This is a genomic window from Thermoflexus hugenholtzii, from assembly GCF_018771565.1.
GTDB classification, from domain to species: Bacteria; Chloroflexota; Anaerolineae; order Thermoflexales; family Thermoflexaceae; genus Thermoflexus; species Thermoflexus hugenholtzii_A.
In genome coordinates, this window is the sequence record NZ_CP076326.1 from 2,535,446 (window position 1) to 2,556,465 (window position 21,020).

General features: G+C 69.4%; 16 protein-coding genes and 3 tRNA genes. 5 read left to right on the forward strand and 14 right to left on the reverse strand.

Features of this window, described 5'->3' with window-relative positions:
• Window positions 1–10: 10 nt before the first annotated feature.
• From KNN16_RS11450 to KNN16_RS11470, 5 genes are all read left to right on the forward strand, one after another.
• Entirely contained in the window at window positions 11–1,588 is a 1,578-nt protein-coding gene (locus tag KNN16_RS11450) for a presenilin family intramembrane aspartyl protease (RefSeq protein ID WP_303897043.1), read from the forward strand.
• 114 nt (window positions 1,589–1,702) lie between these two features.
• Window positions 1,703–2,017: a 30S ribosomal protein S6 gene (gene rpsF, locus KNN16_RS11455; RefSeq protein ID WP_200808046.1), complete on the forward strand. Its 315-nt coding sequence runs from the start codon at window positions 1,703–1,705 to the stop codon at window positions 2,015–2,017.
• A 52-nt stretch (window positions 2,018–2,069) separates the two neighbouring features.
• On the forward strand, window positions 2,070–2,468 hold the full coding sequence (locus tag KNN16_RS11460; protein ID WP_088570255.1) for a single-stranded DNA-binding protein: 399 nt from the start codon (window positions 2,070–2,072) through the stop codon (window positions 2,466–2,468).
• A 100-nt stretch (window positions 2,469–2,568) separates the two neighbouring features.
• Complete coding sequence (rpsR, locus tag KNN16_RS15205; protein ID WP_322794808.1) at window positions 2,569–2,928, forward strand: 30S ribosomal protein S18; 360 nt, start codon at window positions 2,569–2,571, stop codon at window positions 2,926–2,928.
• Window positions 2,929–3,055: 127 nt separating this feature from the next.
• A complete protein-coding gene (locus tag KNN16_RS11470; protein WP_303897045.1) occupies window positions 3,056–4,264 on the forward strand; it encodes a SurA N-terminal domain-containing protein in 1,209 nt (402 codons plus the stop codon).
• Between the two features lie 177 nt (window positions 4,265–4,441).
• On the opposite strand, the gene KNN16_RS11475 is transcribed toward KNN16_RS11470, so the two are convergent.
• The 14 genes from KNN16_RS11475 to KNN16_RS11540 all read right to left on the reverse strand — a co-directional run bounded on the left by KNN16_RS11475 (window position 4,442) and on the right by KNN16_RS11540 (window position 20,818).
• Window positions 4,442–4,513 (reverse strand) — tRNA-Cys (locus KNN16_RS11475).
• Window positions 4,514–4,517: 4 nt separating this feature from the next.
• Window positions 4,518–4,590, reverse strand: a tRNA-Gly gene (locus KNN16_RS11480).
• Window positions 4,591–4,596: 6 nt separating this feature from the next.
• A tRNA-Phe gene (locus tag KNN16_RS11485) sits at window positions 4,597–4,669 on the reverse strand.
• Between the two features lie 98 nt (window positions 4,670–4,767).
• A complete protein-coding gene (infB, locus tag KNN16_RS11490) occupies window positions 4,768–6,555 on the reverse strand; it encodes a translation initiation factor IF-2 (protein ID WP_303897047.1) in 1,788 nt (595 codons plus the stop codon).
• Between the two features lie 208 nt (window positions 6,556–6,763).
• On the reverse strand, window positions 6,764–7,048 hold the full coding sequence (rnpM, locus tag KNN16_RS11495; protein ID WP_299284362.1) for an RNase P modulator RnpM: 285 nt from the start codon (window positions 7,046–7,048) through the stop codon (window positions 6,764–6,766).
• Window positions 7,049–7,084: 36 nt separating this feature from the next.
• Window positions 7,085–7,678: a Uma2 family endonuclease gene (locus tag KNN16_RS11500; protein WP_303897050.1), complete on the reverse strand. Its 594-nt coding sequence runs from the start codon at window positions 7,676–7,678 to the stop codon at window positions 7,085–7,087.
• A gap of 163 nt (window positions 7,679–7,841) precedes the next feature.
• Entirely contained in the window at window positions 7,842–9,602 is a 1,761-nt protein-coding gene (gene nusA / locus KNN16_RS11505; RefSeq protein ID WP_303897052.1) for a transcription termination factor NusA, read from the reverse strand.
• A 161-nt stretch (window positions 9,603–9,763) separates the two neighbouring features.
• Window positions 9,764–12,028 carry a DNA translocase FtsK gene (locus KNN16_RS11510; protein ID WP_303897055.1) on the reverse strand — a complete coding sequence of 755 codons (2,265 nt, stop codon included), beginning with the start codon at window positions 12,026–12,028 and terminating at the stop codon, window positions 9,764–9,766.
• Between the two features lie 25 nt (window positions 12,029–12,053).
• Window positions 12,054–13,040, reverse strand: a complete 987-nt coding sequence (locus tag KNN16_RS11515) for a 30S ribosomal protein S1 (RefSeq protein ID WP_299284374.1) — start codon at window positions 13,038–13,040, stop codon at window positions 12,054–12,056.
• Window positions 13,041–13,108: 68 nt separating this feature from the next.
• The gene (locus KNN16_RS11520; RefSeq protein WP_303897057.1) at window positions 13,109–14,209 is read right to left on the reverse strand and encodes a hypothetical protein; all 1,101 of its coding nucleotides are present in this window, start codon (window positions 14,207–14,209) and stop codon (window positions 13,109–13,111) included.
• A 43-nt stretch (window positions 14,210–14,252) separates the two neighbouring features.
• Window positions 14,253–16,544, reverse strand: a complete 2,292-nt coding sequence (locus tag KNN16_RS11525; protein ID WP_303897059.1) for a DNA translocase FtsK — start codon at window positions 16,542–16,544, stop codon at window positions 14,253–14,255.
• 100 nt (window positions 16,545–16,644) lie between these two features.
• Complete coding sequence (amrS, locus tag KNN16_RS11530) at window positions 16,645–17,703, reverse strand: AmmeMemoRadiSam system radical SAM enzyme (RefSeq protein ID WP_299284383.1); 1,059 nt, start codon at window positions 17,701–17,703, stop codon at window positions 16,645–16,647.
• Between the two features lie 162 nt (window positions 17,704–17,865).
• On the reverse strand, window positions 17,866–18,345 hold the full coding sequence (locus KNN16_RS11535) for a DUF411 domain-containing protein (RefSeq protein ID WP_303897061.1): 480 nt from the start codon (window positions 18,343–18,345) through the stop codon (window positions 17,866–17,868).
• Window positions 18,346–18,382: 37 nt separating this feature from the next.
• On the reverse strand, window positions 18,383–20,818 hold the full coding sequence (locus KNN16_RS11540) for a heavy metal translocating P-type ATPase (protein WP_303897063.1): 2,436 nt from the start codon (window positions 20,816–20,818) through the stop codon (window positions 18,383–18,385).
• Window positions 20,819–21,020 lie beyond the last annotated feature (202 nt).

Here is a 21,020-nt window from a genome sequence, read left to right on the forward strand (position 1 = left end):
GGAAACCCGCATGGACCTTTTGCAGCTGCTCTGGGGCTGGCTGGCGGATCCAAATGTCGCGTATCTCCTTCTGGTCGGCGGGATCCTGGCCGCCGTCGCCGCGTGGAGCATCCCGGGGACCGGGCTGGCAGAGGGCCTGGCCGTGCTCTTGCTGGGCCTGGCTGTGATCGGCCTGCTCCGGCTGCCCGTGAGCGCGGCCGGCCTCCTGCTGATCCTGCTGGGCTCCCTTCTTTTCCTGGGGGAGCTCTACCTCCAGAGCGGGGGATATCTGGGGCTCTCCGGGGCCCTGGCCATGAGCCTGGGCGGCCTGTTCCTGCTGCCGCCCGGCACCGGGCAACGCGTGGCCCCGGCGATCCTCATAGGGACCGCCCTAACAGGAGCGGCCGCCTCTTTCGGCCTGGCGCACCTGATGCGTCAGATGGGCCGGCGCCCTCCCCTTCAGTCCCCGGAGCGCCTGATCGGGGCGGAGGGGATCGCCCAGACGGATCTGGATCCCGAGGGAACCGTCTGGGTGCGGGGAGAAACGTGGACCGCCCGGGCTGTTGGGGAACGGATCGCGGCCGGCGAGCGGGTTCGGGTCATGGCGGTGCAGGGGCTCCGCCTGCAGGTCACCCGGGTCGCACCGCCTCCGGAAGCCGGCGAGCCGTCCGCCGACGCGCCGGATCCCGTTCCAGGGTCCATCGGGCCGACCGGCATCGGCGGGGCGATGGCCGTCCTCCTCTCCGTGCACTTCCTGGCTTTTCTGGGGTCCGGCTTCCCTCCGAACTCCCAGACCTCTGCCCCGGGGGAGGCCCTGGAAGCCATCCGCCAGCTCTCGGAACGGCTGGCCGCCCGGCCGATCGGCGAGCAGGTGGTCTTCGCCGTTCCTCTCGCCTTGATCCCAATTGCCACAGGAGCCCTCCTCGCGCTCCTCCTGCAGCTGCGGGATCGACGTTTCCTCTCCCGGATCCTGAGCTTCGCCTTGCTCGCCTCCTTCGGGGCAGCGCTTTTCTTCGCCCTGCACGAGCTGCTCTCCGCGCTGCTCGCGGCTCCCCCGCCGGTCTGGGCGGATCTCGTGCTGGGAGGACTGACCGTAGGCCTGATCCGGGAGGGACGGCGGCGCTCCTCCTGGGCCCTTTCGAACCTGATGGGTCTCCTGGCCTGCAGCGGGGCCGTCATCTACCTGGGATCTCTGCTTCCCCCGCCGGCCGCTGCGGCCCTGCTTCTGATCATGATCCTCTACGACGTGCTGGCCGTGCACGTCCTGGGGCATATGCAGCAGCTGGCCCGCTGGGCCTTCGAGGAGCGCCTTCCCATGCTGTTCATCATCCCGCTGGAGATCCCCCGCGCGAAGACCCAAGGGCCCATCCTGGCCATGGGGTTCGGGGATGCCGTCCTGCCCGCCGTGCTGACGCTCTCCGCCTTGCGGGAACATCCTGCCCCGTGGCCGGCGATCGGAACGCTGATCGGCATCCTGGCGGGGCAGCTGCTCCTGACCGCCCGGCTGAGCGCCCGGCGACAGGTCCAGGCCGGGCTGCCGTTCCTGGCCGGAGGAGCGCTCCTGGGCTACAGCTTGGGATATCTTCTGAGCGCCGGCGGATTCGGGTAAGCTCCCGCGAGATGGTTGCCGAATCGCCCCGGATGTGGTAGGATACCCTCCGGCTTTGCGCCTTTCCGCTCCCGCCCCGAGCGGGGGCAAACCCGTGGAAAGGAGGTCATTTCCGTGCTGATCCAGCCTGCGCCGCGCATTCGACCTTATGAGCTGATGGTGGTCCTGGATCCGGATCTCAGCCCGGAGCAGCTGGACCAGACCATCGAGCGCATCAAAGGGGTGATCACCTCGAACGGTGGGCAGATCCAGGAGGTCATCCCCTGGGGTCGCCGCCGTTTCTGTTACCCCATTCGCAAGAAGATGGAAGGGCATTATGTCCTCATGCGGGCGGAGATGCCCGCGCCGGCGACCGCCTCCCTGGAGCGCACGCTGCGCATCACCGAAGAGGTGCTCCGCCACCTCCTGGTCCGTCTGGATGAGGATTGAATGGGGGCGAGGCCGTCTCGTGGATCCGGAGAGAAGAGAAGGGAAGGGCTCCATGCGTGGGCTGAACAAGGTGATGATCATCGGCCAGGTTGGGCGGGATCCGGAGATGCGGTTCACCCCTAACGGGCGCCCTGTGACGACGTTCCCGGTGGCCACCACCCGCACCTGGATCGCCAGCAACGGCGATCGGCGGGAGGAGACGGAATGGTTCAACGTCGTGGCCTGGGGTGGACTGGCGGAGGTCTGCAAGCAGCGCCTGCGCAAAGGCATGTATGTCTATGTGGAAGGGCGCCTGCAGACCCGGGGATGGGAGGACGCGGAGGGCCGCCGGCACTATCGGACGGAGCTGGTGGCCAATGAGATGATCGTGCTGGGGGAAGGTCAAGCCGGCTCGCCATCCTTCGCAGAGGAGGCGGGCGAGGAGGAGAACGCGGAGGAGTTCCCCTTTTAAGCGGGGGATGGATTCGCCAGATCTTTATGCTGGCCGCGAAGAAGATCGCCGGGCATGACCGCGCCCGGGGATGCCCAGATCGCATGGAAGGAGGTTCGCCTTGACGGAAGATCGGAAGGAGATCGAAACACCACGCGCGGAGGCGGTGGAAGCGGCGGTGGAGAGCGCCGCCCCGGCTCCGGCGCCCGCGGCCCCGGCGAAGGCCGCGCCGACGCGCCGCTACGCGCAGCCACCCCGGCTGTGCTATTTCTGTGTCGAGCGGGTGGCCATCGATTACAAGAACGTCGATCTGCTGCGCCGGTTCGTGAACGATCGCGCGCGCATCAAGCCGCGCCGACAGACCGGCACCTGCGCCAAGCATCAGCGACGCCTCTCCGTGGCCATCAAGCGGGCGCGCCATCTGGGGCTCCTGCCCTTCACCGCCGAGCACGTCCGCAAGTATGGCTGGGGCGGTCCCTGAACGCCTGCGGAAGCCCGGGGCCCCATGGGCCCTCCGGCATCTCCGGCATGCTCCCCCGGCCGCGCGACCGAGCGCCGGGCCGGGGGAGTTTATGGGTGCATCCTCCGAGCGCTCCTGAGGCGAGGGTATGGCCCGGAAACCGAGCAGCATCAACCGCAAGGCCCTCTCCCGGGCGGAACAGGAAGCTCGCCTGCAGCGGATTCTTCTGCTCGCCGCCGGCGGGGTCGTCCTGCTCGCCCTGCTGATCATCGTAGGGGGATGGGTTTATGAGCAGGCCATCTGGCCGGAACAGCCGGTGGCGACTGTGGACGGCCAGCCCATCTCAACCCGGGAGTTCCAGAAGCGATTCCGGTTCGCGCGGGCCGCGTTGCAACAGCAGGCCGCTTTCCTTCAGCAGGAGATCGCGGCGCTGGACCCCAACGATCCCACCCAGGGCACCATCGCGGCCATCTACCGGCAGCAGCTGAACCAGATCAACCTGCAGCTCGAGGACCCCGTGGTCCTGGGCCGGGCGGTCCTCCAGCAGATGATCGACGAGCGGCTGATCCGCCAGGAGGCCGAACGGCGGGGGATCCGGGTTTCGCCGGAGGCGGTGGACCGGGAGATCGAGCGGCGCTTCGGGTTTTTCCGGGAAACGCCCACGCCGGCGGCCTCCCCGACACCCCCGGCCACCCCTCCCGTTGGGACCGTCCTCACCGGCACCCCTACGGCGACCCCATTTCCCACGCCCACGCCGATGTCGGAAGCCAGCTTCCGGGCCCTTTACGCGGCGCGGCTCAAGCAATGGGGGGAGCTGGGGATCACGGAGGCGGACTACCGGGCCATGGTGGAGGCCGATTTGCTGGAGCAGCAGCTCCGGGAGGCCTTCGCCCGGGAGGTGCCGACCCACGAGGAGCAGGTGAACGTCCGTCTGATCACCGCGGAGACCCCGGAGCTGGCCGGCGAGCTGCGCCGTCGGATTGAGCGCGAGGGGTTCGATCCGGTATTTGAGGAGGTGAAGGCGGGCAAGGTGGTGAGCGCCACCGCCCTGGATGCGGGCTGGACCCCGGTGGGCGGGCTGGGGCCGCTATATGGGGCGGAGCTGGAGAAGATCGTCTTCGCCACGCCGGTTCTTTCGACGACCCCGGTGATCACCTCGCCCTTGGGTTTTCACATCGCCTTCGTGGCCGGCCGCGAGGATCGGGAGCTGGCGCCCGGCTATCTGCAGGCCCGCCAGCAACAGGCCTTCGAGGACTGGCTCCAGCGCCAGCGCAACGATCCGACCCGCGTTCGCTATTTCGACTGGCAGAACCGCATCCCCCGCCAGAGCCTCAGGGGGACGGACTCCCGGCGGTAGAAGCGGGCCTCTCCGGCAAGAAGGTGCGGATTGAAATCCCCTCCTTCGGCCGCATCATCGATCGCCACGCCCTCCGCGATATGCCGGGCGGTCACGGTGGTTTCCAGGAAACGAATGGAGAAGGCCGGAGAGCAAAACGCCCCGGGTCCCCAAGGCCCGGGGCGTTGCGTGGAGCAGAGGCGGCGGTGGGAATCGAACCCACGTCTGGGGTTTTGCAGACCCCCGCCTGGGCCACTCGGCTACGCCGCCACAGAGCGGGCGACGGGACTCGAACCCGCGACCTCCTCCATGGCAAGGAGGCGCTCCACCAGCTGAGCTACGCCCGCCTGTAGTGCCGAGAGGCGGAGTCGAACCGCCGACCCCCCGGTTTTCAGCCGGGTGCTCTACCAACTGAGCTATCTCGGCCCTTTCCACAAAGAATATGTAACACGGGTGGGGAGGTTTGTCAAGGTTCCCCGCCCGATGCCCTGAGGAGAAGGGGCGGCCGGACCCCTGGACGGGGATCAGGCCGCGCTTACCTCCTCCCGGACGAAGCATTCGAGGATGTCGCCCACGGCGAAGTCGTGGAATCCCTCCAGCCCGACGCCGCACTCATACCCGGCCCGCACCTCGGTCACATCGTCCTTATAGCGCTTAAGGGAAGCGATGCGGCCCTCATGGATCTTCTGGCCCCCTCGCAGGACCCGCACCAGGGCGTTGCGGCGGATCTCCCCGTCCCGGACGTAGCAGCCGGCGACCTGGCCGCCCTTCACCTTGAAGACCTGGCGGACCTCTGCGTGGCCGAGGATCCGCTCCTGGATGGTGGGAGCCAGCATCCCCTTCAGGGCCTTCTCCAGATCCTCCTCGATGTGATAGATCACGGAATACACCCGGATGTCCACCCCTTCGCTCTCAGCCAGTCGTTTCGCGGCCGCGTCCACCGGGACATTGAACCCGATGATGATGGCGTCCGAGGCCGCGGCCAGGGTCACATCCGAAACGCTGATCTCACCGGCGTCGGCGTGGAGGATGTTCAGCTGAAGCTGATCTTTAGCGTGCCGCTCCACCAGCCGCTGTAGAAGGCCCACGATGGGCTCGATGGAGCCCTGAACGTCCGTCTTGATGATCACATTGAACTCCCGGACCTTCCCGGCCTGCATCCGGCGGTAAAGGTCCTCCAGGCTCATCCGCCGGACCTGGCGCTGGCGCTGGCGCTCCGCCGCCCGGCGCTCGGCGAGCTCCCGGGCCTGGCGCTCGCTCTCCACCACCTCGAACAGATCTCCCGCCTCTGGCACGTCCGAGAGCCCCAGCACCTCCACCGGGGTGGAGGGCGGCGCCTTCTTCAGCGGGCGGCCGCGGTCATCGAACATCGCGCGGACGCGACCGTAGGTCGCGCCGGCCACGATGATGTCGCCCTGCTTCAGGGTGCCGTTCTGGACCAGGAGGGTGGCCACCGGCCCCCGCCGGTCGACCCGGGCGTCGATCACCGTGCCCACCGCCGGGCGGTCCGGGTTCGCTTTGATCTCCCGGGTCTCGGCCACCAGCAGGATCGCCTCCAGCAGGTCCTCGATGCCGATGCGCTGCTTGGCCGAGACCTTCACCACGATGGTGTCGCCGCCATACTCCTGAGGGACCAAGCCGAGCTCGGCGAGCTGGCTCATGACCCGTTCGACGTTGGCCGTGGGCTTGTCGATCTTGTTGAGGGCCACGATGATCGGCAGGCGGGCGGCCCGGGCGTGGGCCAGGGCCTCCCGGGTCTGGGGCATCACCCCATCGTCGGCAGCCACCACCAGCACCGCGATGTCCGTGACCTGGGCGCCCCGGGCCCGCATCTGGGTGAAGGCCTCGTGGCCCGGCGTGTCCAGGAAAGTGATCTTGCGCCCGTTGTATTCCACCTGATAGGCGCCAATGCGCTGGGTGATCTGCCCCACCTCCTGGGCCGCTACGTTGGTGCGCCGGATGGCATCCAGCAGGGCGGTCTTCCCGTGATCCACATGCCCGAGGACCACCACCACCGGCGGCCGCGGCTTGAGCTTGGAGGGATCCTCCCCGGCGTAGAGGCGTTGCCATAGCAGCGAAGGGCCTTCCTCCTCCACCGCCTCGGGAGGGCGCTGCTCCCGGGGCTCAAAGCCGAACTCGTGGGCCACCAGGGCAGCGGTCTCGTAATCGATGCGCTGATTGATGCTGGCCATGATGCCGTTGTGCATCAGGACCTTGATGACATCGATGGGGCTGACCGACATCAAGGCGGCCAGCTCGCGCACCGTGATGGTCGCCGGGATCTCGATCTCCTTCCGACCGTTCTGCCGCATCCCCTCCTCCTTTCATAAGCCCTGAATCGCGCCCGGCCCCTTCGAGGGCCGGGCCATGCGGTGATCTCCGTCATCCAGCCGGTCCGCTCCTCACGGAACACCGGCACGAAAACCGGCACGGTGGCCCAGGCCGACCGTGCCGGCGGATCCGGGAGGCCTCACAAGCCGGGGAGCGCCCGGCTCGCGCGATGCCCCGCTCCGGGTCACATCAATCCTCTTCCTCCGGCAGGGTCGAGGCGTAGGCCACCAGGGCCATCCGATCCTCCTCCGGCATCGCCTCGATCCGCAGGGCATGCTCCAGGCGCCCGTCCTTCAGAGCGCGCTCCCAGCAGGAACGACGGGGGTGCAGATACGCCCCCCGACCGGATTTCTTGCCGGTGGGATCGATCTGCACGCGGCCCTCCGGCGTGCGGACGATGCGGATCATCTCCCGCTTCGCCTGCACCTGCCGGCAGCCCACGCATGTGCGCTGTGGGATGTGTTTCCGGACCATCGCGCTCCGCTCCGGATCGCGCCGATCTCCATCCGCTCATGATGTGAAGATCCGATCCACCCCGATCTCAAACCCCTCCAGCAGCCGGGAGCGAGCCCGCTGGCCTGACCCCCACTTCCCAACGAGCTCATACGCGCCGCTTTCCAGCCCGTAGATCTCCACGGTTCGGGCCTCCGGGTCCACGATCCAGTATTCCCGCACCCCCGCCCGGGCATACTCCACAAACTTCTCCACCCGATCCGTCCGACGGGTGGCCGGGGAGGTCACCTCCACTACGAGATCGGGAACCCCGCAGGCCTGCTCTCCGATGCGATCCATGTGCTCGCGAGCGATGAAAAAGACGTCCGGCTCCCGGATCTTGCCCGCCCACAATCGGACGGGGAGGGGAGCGAAGCGCACTACACCCAACCGGCGTTCCTGCACAAAGGCATGGAGGGCCAGGAAGATGTTCTGCAACGCCGTCTGATGGCTGTATGTCGGGTGCGGCGGCACCACCAGCCTCCCCTCCGAGAGCTCCACGATCCGATTGCGCTCCGGGAGCATGAAGTATTCCTCCTCCGTCCACTGTCCCGGAGGAGGATAAAGCTCCGCCACCTCAATCGTCCGCGCCCGCTTCCCCAGGCCTTTCATTCCGGCGCCTTCCCGGCCTTCTCGCGCTCACACCCCCGAAAGGATCCGCGTCAAGCACGCCGCCGCAGGCGGCAAGAGATCCGGCTCCCGCACCACGTCTAAGAGCCCCCGAAGAGGAGGATGAGCTCCTTCTGCGGACCCACCACCACAACCCGCATGGGCCTTACTCCTCCAGCCAGTCCCGCACCCGGCCGCCGCGCATGCGTCGCAACCAGGTCTCATCCTCGAAGTCCACCTCGTAGCGGACCCGCCGGCGCTCCTTCGCCTTCCCCGCCTTCTTCCGCCGGCGGCGTTCCTCTTCCTCTTTCTCCTCATCTTCGTCCGCATCCTCTCCCAGCACCGCTTCGGCTTCAACCTCCACTTCCACCCCACCCGGTTCGGGTTCGGGGACCCCGAAGGGCTCCGGGAGCGCCTCCGGGACGGAGAGCGCTTCGGCAGGCTCCGGGGTCGCCTCCCGGGCGTCCGGAGCGGGCTCCGGGAGGACGACCGGCTCCGGCTCTGAAGCGGAGGCCGCCTGCACCGCGACCGGTTCCGGCTCCGGGGACGGGGCGGCCTCTGCGACCGCCTCCGGGAGCTCCTCGGCGGCCGCGGGAGCGGGCTCCAGGGCCTCTGCCGCCGGCGGGGCCTCGACCCGGGCCTCCTTCTGGGCCTTGCGGCGAGCCCGTTCGGCCTCCCGCCGGGCCATATAGGCCTGGTAGGCGGCCTCCAGGAAGGTCCGGGCATCCCGGAGCTCCTCGGCCGTCCAGGTGAGGTTGGGCTGCGCTTTATGGCGGGCCAGCGCCTCCTGCATCGCCGGGATCAGGCGGGCCGCCTCGCCCATGCGCTCCCGCAGCTCGGGGTCTTCCACCCGCGGCAGCCACTGCTCCAGGGCCTCGGTGAGGCTATGGATGTCGATCCGCCAGCCGGTGAGGCGGGCCGCCAGACGGGCGTTCAAGCCCTCCCGTCCGATGGCCAGGGAGAGCTGATCGTCCGGCACCACCACCTGGGCCGTCCGCTCCGATCGTTTCTCCTCAAAAAGGTGCACCGTCAACACCCGAGCCGGGCTCAGGGCCTTGGCGATGAAGACCGTCGGGTCGGGATGCCACTCAATGACATCGATCTTCTCGCCGCCCAGCTCGTGGACCAGGCTCTGGATCCGCATGCCGCGCTGGCCGATGCATGCGCCCACGGGGTCGATGTTGGGCTGCGTGGCGGCCACTGCCACCTTGGTGCGCTGGCCGGGCTCCCGGGCGATGGCCTTGATCTCCACCAGACCGTTGTAGATCTCCGGCACCTCCGTCTCCAGCAGCCGCCGGATCATGTTCTTGTGGGTCCGGGAGAGGATGATCTGCGGCCCCCGCGGCGTCTGGCGCACCTCAGCCAGGTAGGCCCGAATGCGCTGATGAGGCTGGAGCCGCTCCCCGGGCACCATCTGGTTACGGGGCAGGATGGCCTCCGCCCGGCCCTGGGCGAGCAACACCGTGGCCCCCTGCGGGGTGACCGCCTGGACCACCCCGTGGACGATCTCCCCTTCCTGCTCGGAGAAATAGCGGTAGAGGTGCTCGCGCTCCGCCTCGCGGATGCGTTGCAGGATGATCTGGCGGACGTTCTGGGCGGCGATCCGCTGGGCGAAGTTCGCCGGCGTGACGTCCACCCGCAGGGTCTCCCCCACCCGGACGTCCGGACGGATCCGTCGCGCCTCCTCCAGAGAGATCTCCACGCGCGGATCCCGGACCTCCTCGACCACGGTTTTCTGGGTGAAGATCCGAACCTGGCCGTTCTCCAGGTCGATCTCCACCTCGACGGCCTGGGTGCTCGCCGTTTCCGTCATGCGGCGGAACACCGTGGCCAGCGCGCCCTTGAGCACCTCCACCACCACCTCGCGGGGGAGGTTCCGCTCCGTTGCGATCTGGTTGACGGCAAGCAGCAGCTCGCTCTTGGCCATCCTCTCGTTCTCCCTGACCACCCGGCTGGGAACAGGCTTGGACCCACCCGCCTTATCAACAACACAGGGGCGCATCCCGCGCCCCTGGTTGCATTGGCTTCGTTTGATCAGACTGCAATTCCATTTTAACACGGAATGGGGAAGCGTCAAGCCCGTCCCGCTTATCCGCGACGGAACCAGTCCGGGGGTGGCTCCCAGTTCTCCGGGATGAGGAGGGGTCGAAGCCGGCCGCTGGCCTCCGGGGGACCGATGATCCCCAGCTCCTCCAGGCGGTCGATGAGGCGGGCCGCTTTGGGGTAGCCGATGCGCAGCTTCCGCTGGAGCAACGAAGTGGAAGCCCCGCGATGGCGCTTGATGACCTCCAGGGCCTCCCGCAGCAGGGCCTCCTCGTCCATCTCCTCGCCCTCGATGCGGCTGACGGCGCGCCCGCTGCCCACCTCCAACGGGGTGACCATCCCCTCCCAGGGGGCGGGCTCCGGCCGCTCATCGGCGTAGCGCTCCTGCCAGAAGCGCACCACCCGCTCCACCTCGGCGTCGGAGACGTAGGCTCCCTGCACCCGCACCGGCTTCCCCTGGTCGGGCGGCAGGAAGAGCATATCGCCCCGCCCCAGCAACGTCTCCGCCCCCGGCATGTCCAGGATCACCCGCGAGTCCACCGACGAAGCCACCGCAAACGCAATCCGCGCCGGAAAGTTCGCCTTGATCAGCCCCGTCACCACGTCCACGCTCGGCCGCTGCGTGGCGATCACCAGATGAATCCCCGTCGCCCGCGCCATCTGCGCCAGCCGCGTGATGGTCCGCTCCACATCCACCGGCGCCGCCATCATGAGATCGGCCAGCTCATCGATGAACAGCACGATATACGGGAGCCGGGGCTCCCCGGCCGCCTCCGCCCGGGCGTTGAAGTCGCTCAGGTTACGGGCGCCGACCGCCGCGAACTGCCGGTAGCGCTCCTCCATCTGTCGGGTCAGCCAGCGCAGCACCCCCACGATGCGCTCGATCTCGAACTCCACCTTCCCGTAAAGGTGCGGCAACCCGTTCCACCGCACCAGCTCCACCATCTTGGGATCGATGAGGACCAGCCGCAGCTCCTCCGGGGTGTTGTTGTAAACCAGGCAGGTGATCAGCGCGTTGATGCACACCGACTTGCCCGAGCCGGTGGTCCCGGCGATCAGCAGATGCGGCATCGCCGCCAGGTCGGCCACCACCGGCCGTCCGGCCACATCCCGCCCCAGGGCGATGGCCAGCGGGGAGCCCACCTTCCGGAACTCCGGGGAGGCGAGCAGCCCCCGCAGGCGCACCACGTGGATCTGCTGGTTCGGGACCTCGATGCCGATCAGGCCGCGGCCGGGGACCGGCGCTTCGATGCGCAGGGAGGGCGCGGCCAGGGCGAGGGCGAGGTCGTTGGCCAGGGCGGCGATCTGGGCCACCCGAACCTTCTGGCGGCGCACCTCGCCTTCCGGCCCCGGCCGTTCGATGTAGCCCGGCAGCAATCCAAACTGGGTGACCGCGGGGCCCTGGGTGGCCTCCACCACCCGGGCCTCCAGCCCGAACTGGCGAAGGGTCTCCTCGATGATGGCCGCTTTCTGCCGGATCTCCTCCGGGGAGACCGCCGCCGGCTCCTCTTCCTCCAGCAGGTCCAGCGGCGGCAGCCGCCGATCCCGCTTGACCCGGGCGGGGCGGGAGGGCGAGGCGGTGACGATCTTCAGGTCCGCCGGGGCCGGCCGGGAAGGCTTGGGCGCAGGGGGCTTCGCAGGCACCGGGGCCGGCTGAGGCGCCGGCGCGGCCGGCGCAGGGGCTTCCACCGGAGGCGGGGAAGGCAGTCCGGAGCGGGCCAGCGCGAGCCAGCCGCTCACCCCGGTCAGCCCGATCAGAAGGACCGTCCCCATCCCCGGTCCCAGCGGCGTGGAGACCGCCGTCCACACCAGCCAGCCCAGGGTTCCCCCACCCTCGCCTCGCTCGATGATCTCCCAGGGCGCCCCGCCGTCCAGCAAGGCCAGACCGTGGGCCAGGCCGAACAGCCCCAGGGAGGCGACCTCCAGGGCCAGGAGGCGCCAGCCGTTCGGGAGCGGAGCCCGCCCCATCGTCCGCAAGAGGATCCAGCCCCCCATTCCGACCCAGCTCAGGGCCACGGGGAGGCTGCCCCAACCGAAGAGGCGCCGCAGCAACCCGGCCCACAGATCGCTCCACCGGCCCGGGCTGAGCCCCAGCAAGGTCAGCCCCGAGAACAGCCCCAGGCCGATCAGCAGCCAGGCGACGATCTGCCGCTCCCGCCGCCCGAAGGACGGCGTGCCATACCAGCGGGGCGGGCCCAGACGGCGAACCCACTCCGGCAGCGTGGGCGAGGAGGAGTGTCCGTTCCGGCCCGCGCGGGGCAGGCGATCGCGAGCCGGTCGGGCGTGGATCGTCCGCGTGCGCCGTTTCATCCTGACCGAGATCCTTCCGGATCCATCAAACGTCGGCCTCCAGGCCGCGTCGGCTCAGCGCGATCCGCCGGGCCGCCGGGTCGATGCTCAGGATCCGAACCCGCACCCGCTGGCCCTCCCGCACCGCCTCCCGGGGATGATCCACCGTCGCCCCCAGCTCCGAAATATGCAGAAGCCCCTCCACGCCTTCTTCCAGACGGACGAAGGCCCCGAAATGCGTGACGGTGGTGACCACCCCCTCCACCACCTGGCCCACCCGATAACGTTGCGGGAGGGTCTCCCAGGGATCCGGCTGCAGGCGCTTGAGGGAGAGCTGGACCCGGCGCTCCTGAGGGTTGACCTCCAGGACCAGCACCTCGAGCTCCTGGCCTGCGCGGACCACCTCCCCGGGGTCGTTGACCCGACCCCAGGACATCTCCGAGAGATGCAACAGCCCCTCGAACCCGCCCAGATCCACAAAGGCCCCAAAGGAGGTCACCTTGGTTACCACCCCGCGGCGGACCTGGCCGGGCCGCAGCTCGGCGAAGAGGGCCTCGACGCGGCGGGGATCCTGATGGGCCAGCCGTTCCGAGAGGACGAAGCGGCCGCCCACCTCATCGACCTCGATGGCCCGAACCTGCAGGGTCTGGCCGATATACCGGGCGAGGGCGGAGGCGCGGGAGGGCCCGTCCAGGGCGTTGGGGAAGTGCAGGAGATGAGAGGCTGGGACGAACCCTCTGGGCAACCCTTCGGCCTGGACGATCAGCCCGCCGCGGTTGTAGCCCACCACGGTGACGGTAAGGGGCTGGCCCGACTCCAGACAGGCCCGGGCAGCCCGCCAGTCCGGCTCCCCGGCTCCCAGATCCCAGGGCCCCGGCATCGGGATCGGGCGTCCCTGCCCCATCCCCAGGCCCTCCCAGATCTCTTCCGGCTCGGCCTCCGGGGCCGGCCATCGCGCGAACTCCCCCTGCTCCATCAGAGCGGTCCAGTATTCCTCCGAGGGCGGCACGTAACCCGGCTCGGTGACGCGCATTCGACGCTCCTCCTTCCCCAAGCCTGCGCTTCCTTACATCAGCCCATTATAGCGCGGAGCGGGGAGGTCTATCCGAGGGCCAGCAGGAGCAGGGGAACACCGAGGAAGGCGGCCAGGAAGAACCCGAGGAGCAGCGGATGCCTCAGCCCGCCCTCGAAGACGGCTGCGAGCAAGCGGCAATAAGATGCGTAGCCCAGGGCGAGGATCCCCAGGGAGATCCAGCCGACGCTCAGGATCTCCGTCAGCACCACACCCGCCGCGGCCGGGTTCCCCAGCATCAGGGCTGCGAAGAGGGTGTCTACGAAGGTGCTGATGTTGGCTCCCATCACGTAGGGGATCAGCCGCTCCCGACGGATCCATCCGCGGGCGACAGAGGGGACCAGCAGCCCGATGGAGACGGACACGGACATGGTGAGAGCGGTGACAGCCAGGCCGACGCGGAACATCGGCCACGGCGAATCGTCCGGGGGATCGTCGCCGGGGGATCGCAAAACGGGCAGCGGTATCGCGCGATCCAGCGCCTGCAACGCCAGGCCGATCAGGAAGAAACCCAGGAGGAACAGGCTGCCCCCCACCACCTCCTCCGGAACGGGACGGCCGGCCAGGCGCCCCAGCCCGCCTTGCAGGGCCTGCTCCACCGCCGCCGCCAGCGCGCGGACAGGGCTCAAGGGCGACGGAAGATCCATCGGCAGCCGGACGGGAACCCAGCGGATCGGCGTGTAGGCGAGCAGGAGAAGCCCCAGGGCGGTGGCAGGGAAATAGGTGGTCGCAGTCACCCAGAACGTCACGAAGCCGGCCGTCATGCTGTTCCGCCGATGACCTCCTCGCAGGGCATAGCTCCAGCCGATGAGGAAGAGGACGAAGGAAGCACCCAGTCGGGATCCGGTGAGCATGGTGAGGGCGGCGGCTGGGGAGAGCAGATGAGCATCCTGCATGCTGACGGCCGCCGCCGCCACCGGCGACCCGCTGAGGGCCAGGCAGGCCATCAGCCATCCCAGCCCCAGGCTGCGTCCGGGCGAAAGCGGCCTGCCGGAGCTGAGCAGCGGAGGCGCCAGCCGGGAGGCTCCGTCCCGCATCATCACCAGGGCGAGCAGGAAGAAGAAGAGCCCCCCCGCTCCCCAGATCCCCCGCCGGATCCCGAGCCTGCGGAATCCCTCCCACCGCCTCACGCCGCCCATCCCATCGGCCGGATCTTGAAGGGGAGGGCTCCCCTCACGAGCCCTCGCCCGGATCCGAAGGAGGTTCCAGTCCCTCCAGGCCTCGCCAGCGGCTGCCCTCCTCCGGCGGGCCGATCCATCCGCGAGCTTCCATCAGGTCGATCAGGCGGGCTGCCCGGTTGTAGCCGATGCGCAGCTTGCGCTGGAGCAGCGAGATCGAGGCCCGCCGGTGAAGCCGCACGATCTCGATGGCCCGCTGCAACAGGACCTCATCGCTTTCGTGATCCCCTTCCTCATCCGGCTCGCGCACCGGGGGTTCGGGGACGGGCTCCGGGGCCGGTCGGGGGACGCGCACCGGGGACGCCCGACGCTCCGGGACCGGTCGGGCGAGGCCCCGGATGCCCTTCCAGTAAGTCACGACGCGTCGGATCTCCTCGTCGGAGACGAAGCATCCCTGGGCGCGGATGGGCTGGCCCTGGTCGGGCGGCAGGAAGAGCATATCGCCCCGCCCCAGCAACGTCTCCGCCCCCGGCATGTCCAGGATCACCCGCGAGTCCACCGACGAAGCCACCGCAAACGCAATCCGCGCCGGAAAGTTCGCCTTGATCAGCCCCGTCACCACGTCCACGCTCGGCCGCTGCGTGGCGATCACCAGATGAATCCCCGTCGCCCGCGCCATCTGCGCCAGCCGCGTGATCCGCCGCTCGGTCTCCTCCGGCGCGGTGATCATGAGATCGGCCAGCTCGTCCACCACGATGACCAGGTAGGGGATGCGGGGCTCGCCCCGCTCCGCCATCCGCCGGTTGTAGTCGGCGATGTGCCGGACGCCGACGGCGGCGAACTGGCGGTAGCGCCGCTCCATCTCCCGCATGGCCTCCTGGAGCACCCGGGGGACCTCCTCGATCTCCACCACCACCGGCGTCCACAGATGGGGGATGCCGTTATAGGGCGTCAGCTCCACGCGCTTCGGGTCGATGAGGATCAGCCGCAGGTCCTCGGGCGTGCAGGTGCACAGCAACGAAACCAGGATGGCGTTCAGGGCCACCGACTTCCCCGAGCCCGTCGCCCCGGCGATCAGCAGATGGGGCATCGCCGTGAGGTCGGCGACCAGAGGCTCCCCGGACACCGTCTGTCCCAGAGGGAGGCGCAGGGGAGAGGACAGCGCGCGATACGCCTCGCTCTCCATCACGTCCCGCAGGCGGACGAGGGCGGGGCGCTCGTTGGGGATCTCGATGCCCACCAGGCCCCGCCCGGGGATGGGCGCCAGCACGCGGACCGTGCGCGCGGACAGGGCCAGGGCGAGATCGTCGGCCAGGGCGGCGATCTGGGCCACTTTCACGCGGGTGGCCCGCCCGCCCCGGGAGATCTGGCCCGGCTCCAGGCCGAACAGGGTCACCGTCGGCCCACGCTGGACCTCCACCACCCGGGCCTCCACCCCCAGGCTGCGCAACGTCTCCTCGATGATCCGCGCCTTCTCCCGGAGCTCCCCTTCATCGATCTCCACCTCCTCCCCGGGATCCAGGATCTCCTCCAGCCGGGGGAGGGTCCACTTCGGCCCCACCGGGGCGATGGGCAGCGGCGCCTCGAGGCGCTCCTCCTCCGGCTCCTCCCGGGCTTCAGGCCCCACCGGGGGAAGGGCCTCCGGCGCGCCCTCCCCCAGGATCCGCGGCGGGGGGTTCGGCGGGGCGGGAGGTGAAGCCGGCGGGGGAGGCGCAGGGGTCGGGCGGTGGATCCGAACCGCGCGCGCCGATGGCCGGATCGCCCGGAGGGAGCGAACTCCCCGGATCACCCACTCCAGCGGGCGCTCCGGCGGGAGACGGAAGGTCAGCATCAGGCCCGCCCAGAGCATGCCGAAGCCGACCAGCCAGGTCCCGGCGGGACCCAGGTTCTCTTGCAGGAGGCGGGCGAGGGTGGCTCCGGCCGCGCCCCCCGCCCCGCCGAGGAGATGAAACGTCAGCAGAAGCCATCCGTAGAGAATGAGCAAGCCCGGGACCAGGGAGCGATGGGGACGAGGAGCCTGTTCGAAGCGCCGGATCAGGAGCCACGCCCCGCTGGCCGTCATCCCGAGGGGGAGGACGAAGACCCCTCCGCCGAGGAGAGCGGTCAACGCGTCCACCACCGGCTTCGGACCCAGGCTCAGCAGGCCGAGGCCCAGGAGGATCCCCCCCAGGAAAAGGATCAGGCCCAGCAGGTCCAGCTGCTGATCCAGGGTGAGAGAGAACGGCCATGCGGGCCGGAACGGACGGGCGGACGCCGGCTTGCGGGCGCCACCGGCCTTCTCCCGGGTCTTCCCGCCAGCCTTCGCGCGTCGTCGTTCGGGGGCGGTCTGCTTTCGAAGACGGGCCAAAACACCTTCCTCCCGCTCAGATCCAGGATCGGAATGCGGGTCTCACCCCTGGGGAGGGAATCCGCAACTCGCGGAACCGGCCGCTGGGGATCCGGGGCGCTCACTTCCAGATCCCCGGGATGGGCGTCCCACAGCGATAGCAGGTCCCCCGCCCGCTGAGGTGATCCACCAGGATCCGGAAGCCGTGGCGGGCGATGAGCAGGGCGTCACAGTTCGGGCAATACGTGTTCTCGAAAGGCCCCACCCGGCCCGGCAGGTTGCCCGCGTAGACGTAGCGCAGGCCAGCGGCCTTCCCGATCTCCGCCGCCCGGATCAACGTCTTCGCCGGCGTCCAGTCCCGGTCGGTCATCTTGTAATCCGGATGGAAGGCCGTCACATGCCATGGGATGTCCGGCGAGATGGAGGCCAGGAACTCCGCCGCGTCCCGCAGCTCCTCGTCGGAGTCGTTGAAGCCCGGCACCACCAGGGTGACCACCTCCAGCCACAGGCCGCTCTCATAGACCATGCGGATGCCTTCCAGGACGTTCTTCAAGGGCATCCCCAGGGCCCGGTAGTTTTTGTCGCGCATGCTCTTCAGGTCGATCTTGTAGCCGACCAGGTAAGGGCGGAGATACTCCAGCACCTCCCGGGTGAGGTTGCCGTTGGAGACATAGACGCACCGCAGGCCCTGGGCGACCGCCTCCTTGAAGATGGCCACCGCCCACTCCGAGGTGATCAGCGGCTCGTTATACGAGCTCCCCACCAGCTGCGCGCCATACCGCTTCGCCAGGGCCACCAGCTGCTGGGGCGTGACCTCCTCCGGCATCACCCCCGCGGCCGGATCGCGAAGGGCCTGGGATGAAAGCCAATTTTGACAATAACTACAATGCAGATCGCAGCCTAACATCCCGAAAGTCAGCGTGTAAGAGCCGGGGAGGACATGAAAGAACGGCTTCTTCTCCGTGGGATCCACCTGGAGGGCGGCCACATATCCCCAGGGGACGTAGAGGGTGCCGTCCCGGTTGAAGCGGACCTGGCAGATCCCCCGCCGGCCGGGACGGATCAAACAACGGTGGCCACAGGCGTAACAGCGCACCGAGCCGTCCGGGAGCCGCTCATAGAGCTCTCCGGGCCGGGTCAACGCATCCAGCACCTCCGCCAGCGTCCGAACCTCCGCCATCGCCCACCCCTTTCTCCGAGCGCCCCTTCCCTCGGGAGGAAAGGCTTCCAGGCCTGAGGGAAAGCATGAGAGAGACGCCCGCGCTCTCCCTTCATTTTAAACCCAAGCAGGACAACTGCGAGCAGTTGTCCTACAAGGCGGCGAGGCCCGGAAAGCGGGCGTTCACCACTGCATCCAGGGGTGAGCGGCCCCGTCCGGGGCGATGAGATAAATGGTCAGCGGCCCGGTCCGGGCGCCGCCCATCCCGGGGGAGCCCGGCGGCATGCCGGGGAGGGCGATCCCGAGGGCCGAGGGGCGTTCCGCCCACAGGCGGGCGATGGCCTCCACCGGCACATGGCCTTCCACGACATAAGGGCCGATCCGGGCCGTGTGGCAGCTCCACATCGCCTCCGGGATCCCCCACTGCCGCTTCAGGGGCGCCAGATCATCCCGGTCCACCACGTGGACCAGGAGGCCATGGCCACGGAGATACCGGACGTATTCCGCACAGCAGCCACAGGTGGGGGTCTTGTAGACGGTGATCACCTCCCCACCCAGCCCGCCCGGCGGGCGCGCCGGGGCGGAGGCGCCGCATCCGGTGAGGAGCAGGATCCCGAGGATCCCGATCGTCCGGCCGCGTCCGCCGATCCCCCGAATGGACATGGTGCACCTCCGCAAGAGGTTCGCCATCCGCCGCCCCTCAGCTCCGAAATCCCCGCAAGCGCAGGGAGTTGGTCACCACGAAGATGAAGGAGAACGCCATGGCCCCTGCGGCCATCATCGGATGGAGCAAACCGAGGGCCGCCACCGGGATCAGGATCACGTTGTAGAAGAAAGCCCAGAACAGGTTCTGGCGGATAGTGCGCATGGTGGCCCGGGAGAGACGGACGGCCTGGGGCAGCAGGCGCAGGTCCCCTCGCATCAACGTGACGTCGGCCGTCTCCATCGCCACCGCCGTGCCGGTCCCCATGGCGATCCCCACATCGGCCTGGGCCAGAGCGGGAGCGTCGTTGATGCCGTCCCCCACCATGGCCACCCGATGTCCTTCCGCCTGCAGGCGGCGGACGATCTCCGCCTTGTCGCCGGGCAGGACCTCGGCGAAGACCCGGTCGATGCCGGCCTGCCGGGCGATGGCCTCCGCGGTGCGCCGGTTGTCGCCGGTGATCATCGCCGTCTGAACCCCCAGCCGGTGGAGGGCGGCGACGGCCTCCGCCGCCTCGGGCTTTAAGGCGTCGGCCAGGGCGATCACCCCGATGGCCTCCCCATCCCGGGCCACGAGCATCGTGGTCTGGCCCTGCTCCTGAAGCGCCCGGACCGCCTCCTCCAGCCCGTTGAGGCGCACCCCCTCCGCCTGCACCCAGGCGATCCCGCCCACCCGGATGGTGGTGCCGTTCAGGTGGGCCAGCACGCCGCGACCGGGCAGGGCGGAGAAGCCGACCGGCTTCTCCAGCGGGAGCCCCTGGGACCGGGCCGCCTCCACCACGGCCTGGGCCAGCGGGTGCTCGCTCCCCTGCTCCACGCTGGCGGCCAGCCGCAGGACCTCCTCCACGGTCCATCCCGGGCCCGGGATCACCCGGGTGACCATCGGGCGTCCCCGGGTGAGGGTGCCGGTCTTATCCAGGGCGATCAGGGTGATCTTCCCCAGCTGCTCCAGGGCCTGGGCGTTGCGGAAGAGGATCCCCATCGTCGCCCCCCGGCCGGTGCCCACCATGATCGCCGTGGGGGTGGCCAGGCCCATCGCGCACGGGCAGGCGACCACCAGCACGGCGATGGCGTTGACCATCGCCCGGGTGAAGCCGGCCCCGCCGATCAGCAGCCAGCCCAGGAAAGCCAGCGCGGCGATGGCGATGACCGTAGGGACGAAAACCGCCGAGACCTGGTCCGCCAGCCGCTGGATGGGCGCTTTGCTCCCCTGCGCCTCCCGGACCAGCCGGATGATCCCGGCCAGCACCGTGTCCCGCCCGACCCGGGTGGCCTCGATCTTCAGCAGGCCATATGTGTTGACCGTGCCCCCCAGCACCCGGTCCCCCGGCTTCTTCTCCACGGGGATGGACTCCCCGGTCATCATGGATTCATCCACCGCGGAGCGGCCCTCCAGGACGATCCCGTCGGCCGGGATGCGCTCGCCGGGGCGCACGAGGAGGAGATCCCCCACCCGGACCTCGGCGGCGGGGATCTCGATTTCCCGGCCGTCCCGCAGGACGCGGGCGCGTTCCGGTTGCAGGGCCATCAGGGCGCGGATGGCCTCGCCCGCCCGCCCCTTGGCCCGGGCCTCGAGATACTTCCCCAGGACGATCAGGGTGATGATGACCGCGGCGGTCTCGAAGTAGGTGTAGCGGCCGAGGGCGGTGCTCCCCAGAAGGAGGGCGACCGTCACGGCCAGGCTGTAGAAGTAGGCCGCGGAGGTGCCCAGGGCCACCAGCACGTCCATGTTGGCCGTGCCCATCCGCAACGCCCGGTAGGCCCCGCGGTAGAAATCCCATCCCACGCCGAACTGCACCGGGGTGCTGAGGAGCAGCAACAGCACATCCAGACCCATGGGCCGGGTCATCCCGGGCATGACGTTGTGGAGCAGGTCGAACTGCATGCTCAACCAGAAGGTGGGCAGGGTGAAGACGAGCCCCCAGAGGAGGCGGCGGCGCTGGCGGGCCATCTCCGCTTCCCGGGCCGCCTGCTCGGCGTCCTCGCCGGCTCCCTCCAGCGCCTCCGCCGCTTCCGTCACCTCATAACCGGCGTCCCGGACCGCCCGGATCAGGTCGCGGACCGAGGCCACGCCGACGATCATGGTGACGCGGGCGCTTTCCGTCGCCAGGTTGACGGCCGCCTCCAGCACGCCGGGGATGCGGTGGAGGATCCGCTCGATGGCCCGGGCGTCGTTCGCGTCGGCCATCCCCCGGATGGGCAGCTCCACCGTGGCGGTGGCGACCTCGTAGCCGGCGGCCCGGACGCGCTCCACCGCCTGGCGGAGGTCCGCCGCGGAGGGGTCAAGGAGCACCACCGCCTGCTCGGCGGCGAAGTTCACCGAGGCCTCCACCACCCCGGGCGCCCGCTTCAGGGCCCGCTCCACCGTCCGGGCGCAGTTGGCGCAGGTCATGCCGATGATCGGGAGCACCACCTCCCGGGGCGCAGTCGTCATGGGTTCCTCCTCATTTCCTGCGGGATCCCTCGAAGGGAAATCTGGGCGAACCGCCGGGATGTAAGCCGGAATTCATCCCAACACGCCCGCGTCTCCCAATACCGGCGCGGGTCGTCGCGCGAAGCCCCCATCCGGGGGACAAGCGAAACGCCCCCCGCCCGCCGTGCCGGGCCTTGGTCCGAAGCCCCACCCTCCGGGAGCC

Bases quoted from the DNA above. Each gene is read 5' to 3' on its own strand.
- KNN16_RS11450 (WP_303897043.1), top strand. From the start codon at position 11: ATGGACCTTTTGCAGCTGCTCTGGGGCTGGCTGGCGGATCCAAATGTC.
- KNN16_RS11460 (WP_088570255.1), top strand. From the start codon at position 2,070: ATGCGTGGGCTGAACAAGGTGATGATCATCGGCCAGGTTGGGCGGGAT.
- KNN16_RS11470 (WP_303897045.1), top strand. From the start codon at position 3,056: ATGGCCCGGAAACCGAGCAGCATCAACCGCAAGGCCCTCTCCCGGGCG.
- infB (WP_303897047.1), bottom strand. From the start codon at position 6,555: ATGCGGCAGAACGGTCGGAAGGAGATCGAGATCCCGGCGACCATCACG.
- rnpM (WP_299284362.1), bottom strand. From the start codon at position 7,048: ATGGTCCGGAAACACATCCCACAGCGCACATGCGTGGGCTGCCGGCAG.
- KNN16_RS11500 (WP_303897050.1), bottom strand. From the start codon at position 7,678: ATGAAAGGCCTGGGGAAGCGGGCGCGGACGATTGAGGTGGCGGAGCTT.
- nusA (WP_303897052.1), bottom strand. From the start codon at position 9,602: ATGGCCAAGAGCGAGCTGCTGCTTGCCGTCAACCAGATCGCAACGGAG.
- KNN16_RS11510 (WP_303897055.1), bottom strand. From the start codon at position 12,028: ATGAAACGGCGCACGCGGACGATCCACGCCCGACCGGCTCGCGATCGC.
- KNN16_RS11515 (WP_299284374.1), bottom strand. From the start codon at position 13,040: ATGCGCGTCACCGAGCCGGGTTACGTGCCGCCCTCGGAGGAATACTGG.
- amrS (WP_299284383.1), bottom strand. From the start codon at position 17,703: ATGGCGGAGGTTCGGACGCTGGCGGAGGTGCTGGATGCGTTGACCCGG.
- KNN16_RS11535 (WP_303897061.1), bottom strand. From the start codon at position 18,345: ATGTCCATTCGGGGGATCGGCGGACGCGGCCGGACGATCGGGATCCTC.
- KNN16_RS11540 (WP_303897063.1), bottom strand. From the start codon at position 20,818: ATGACGACTGCGCCCCGGGAGGTGGTGCTCCCGATCATCGGCATGACC.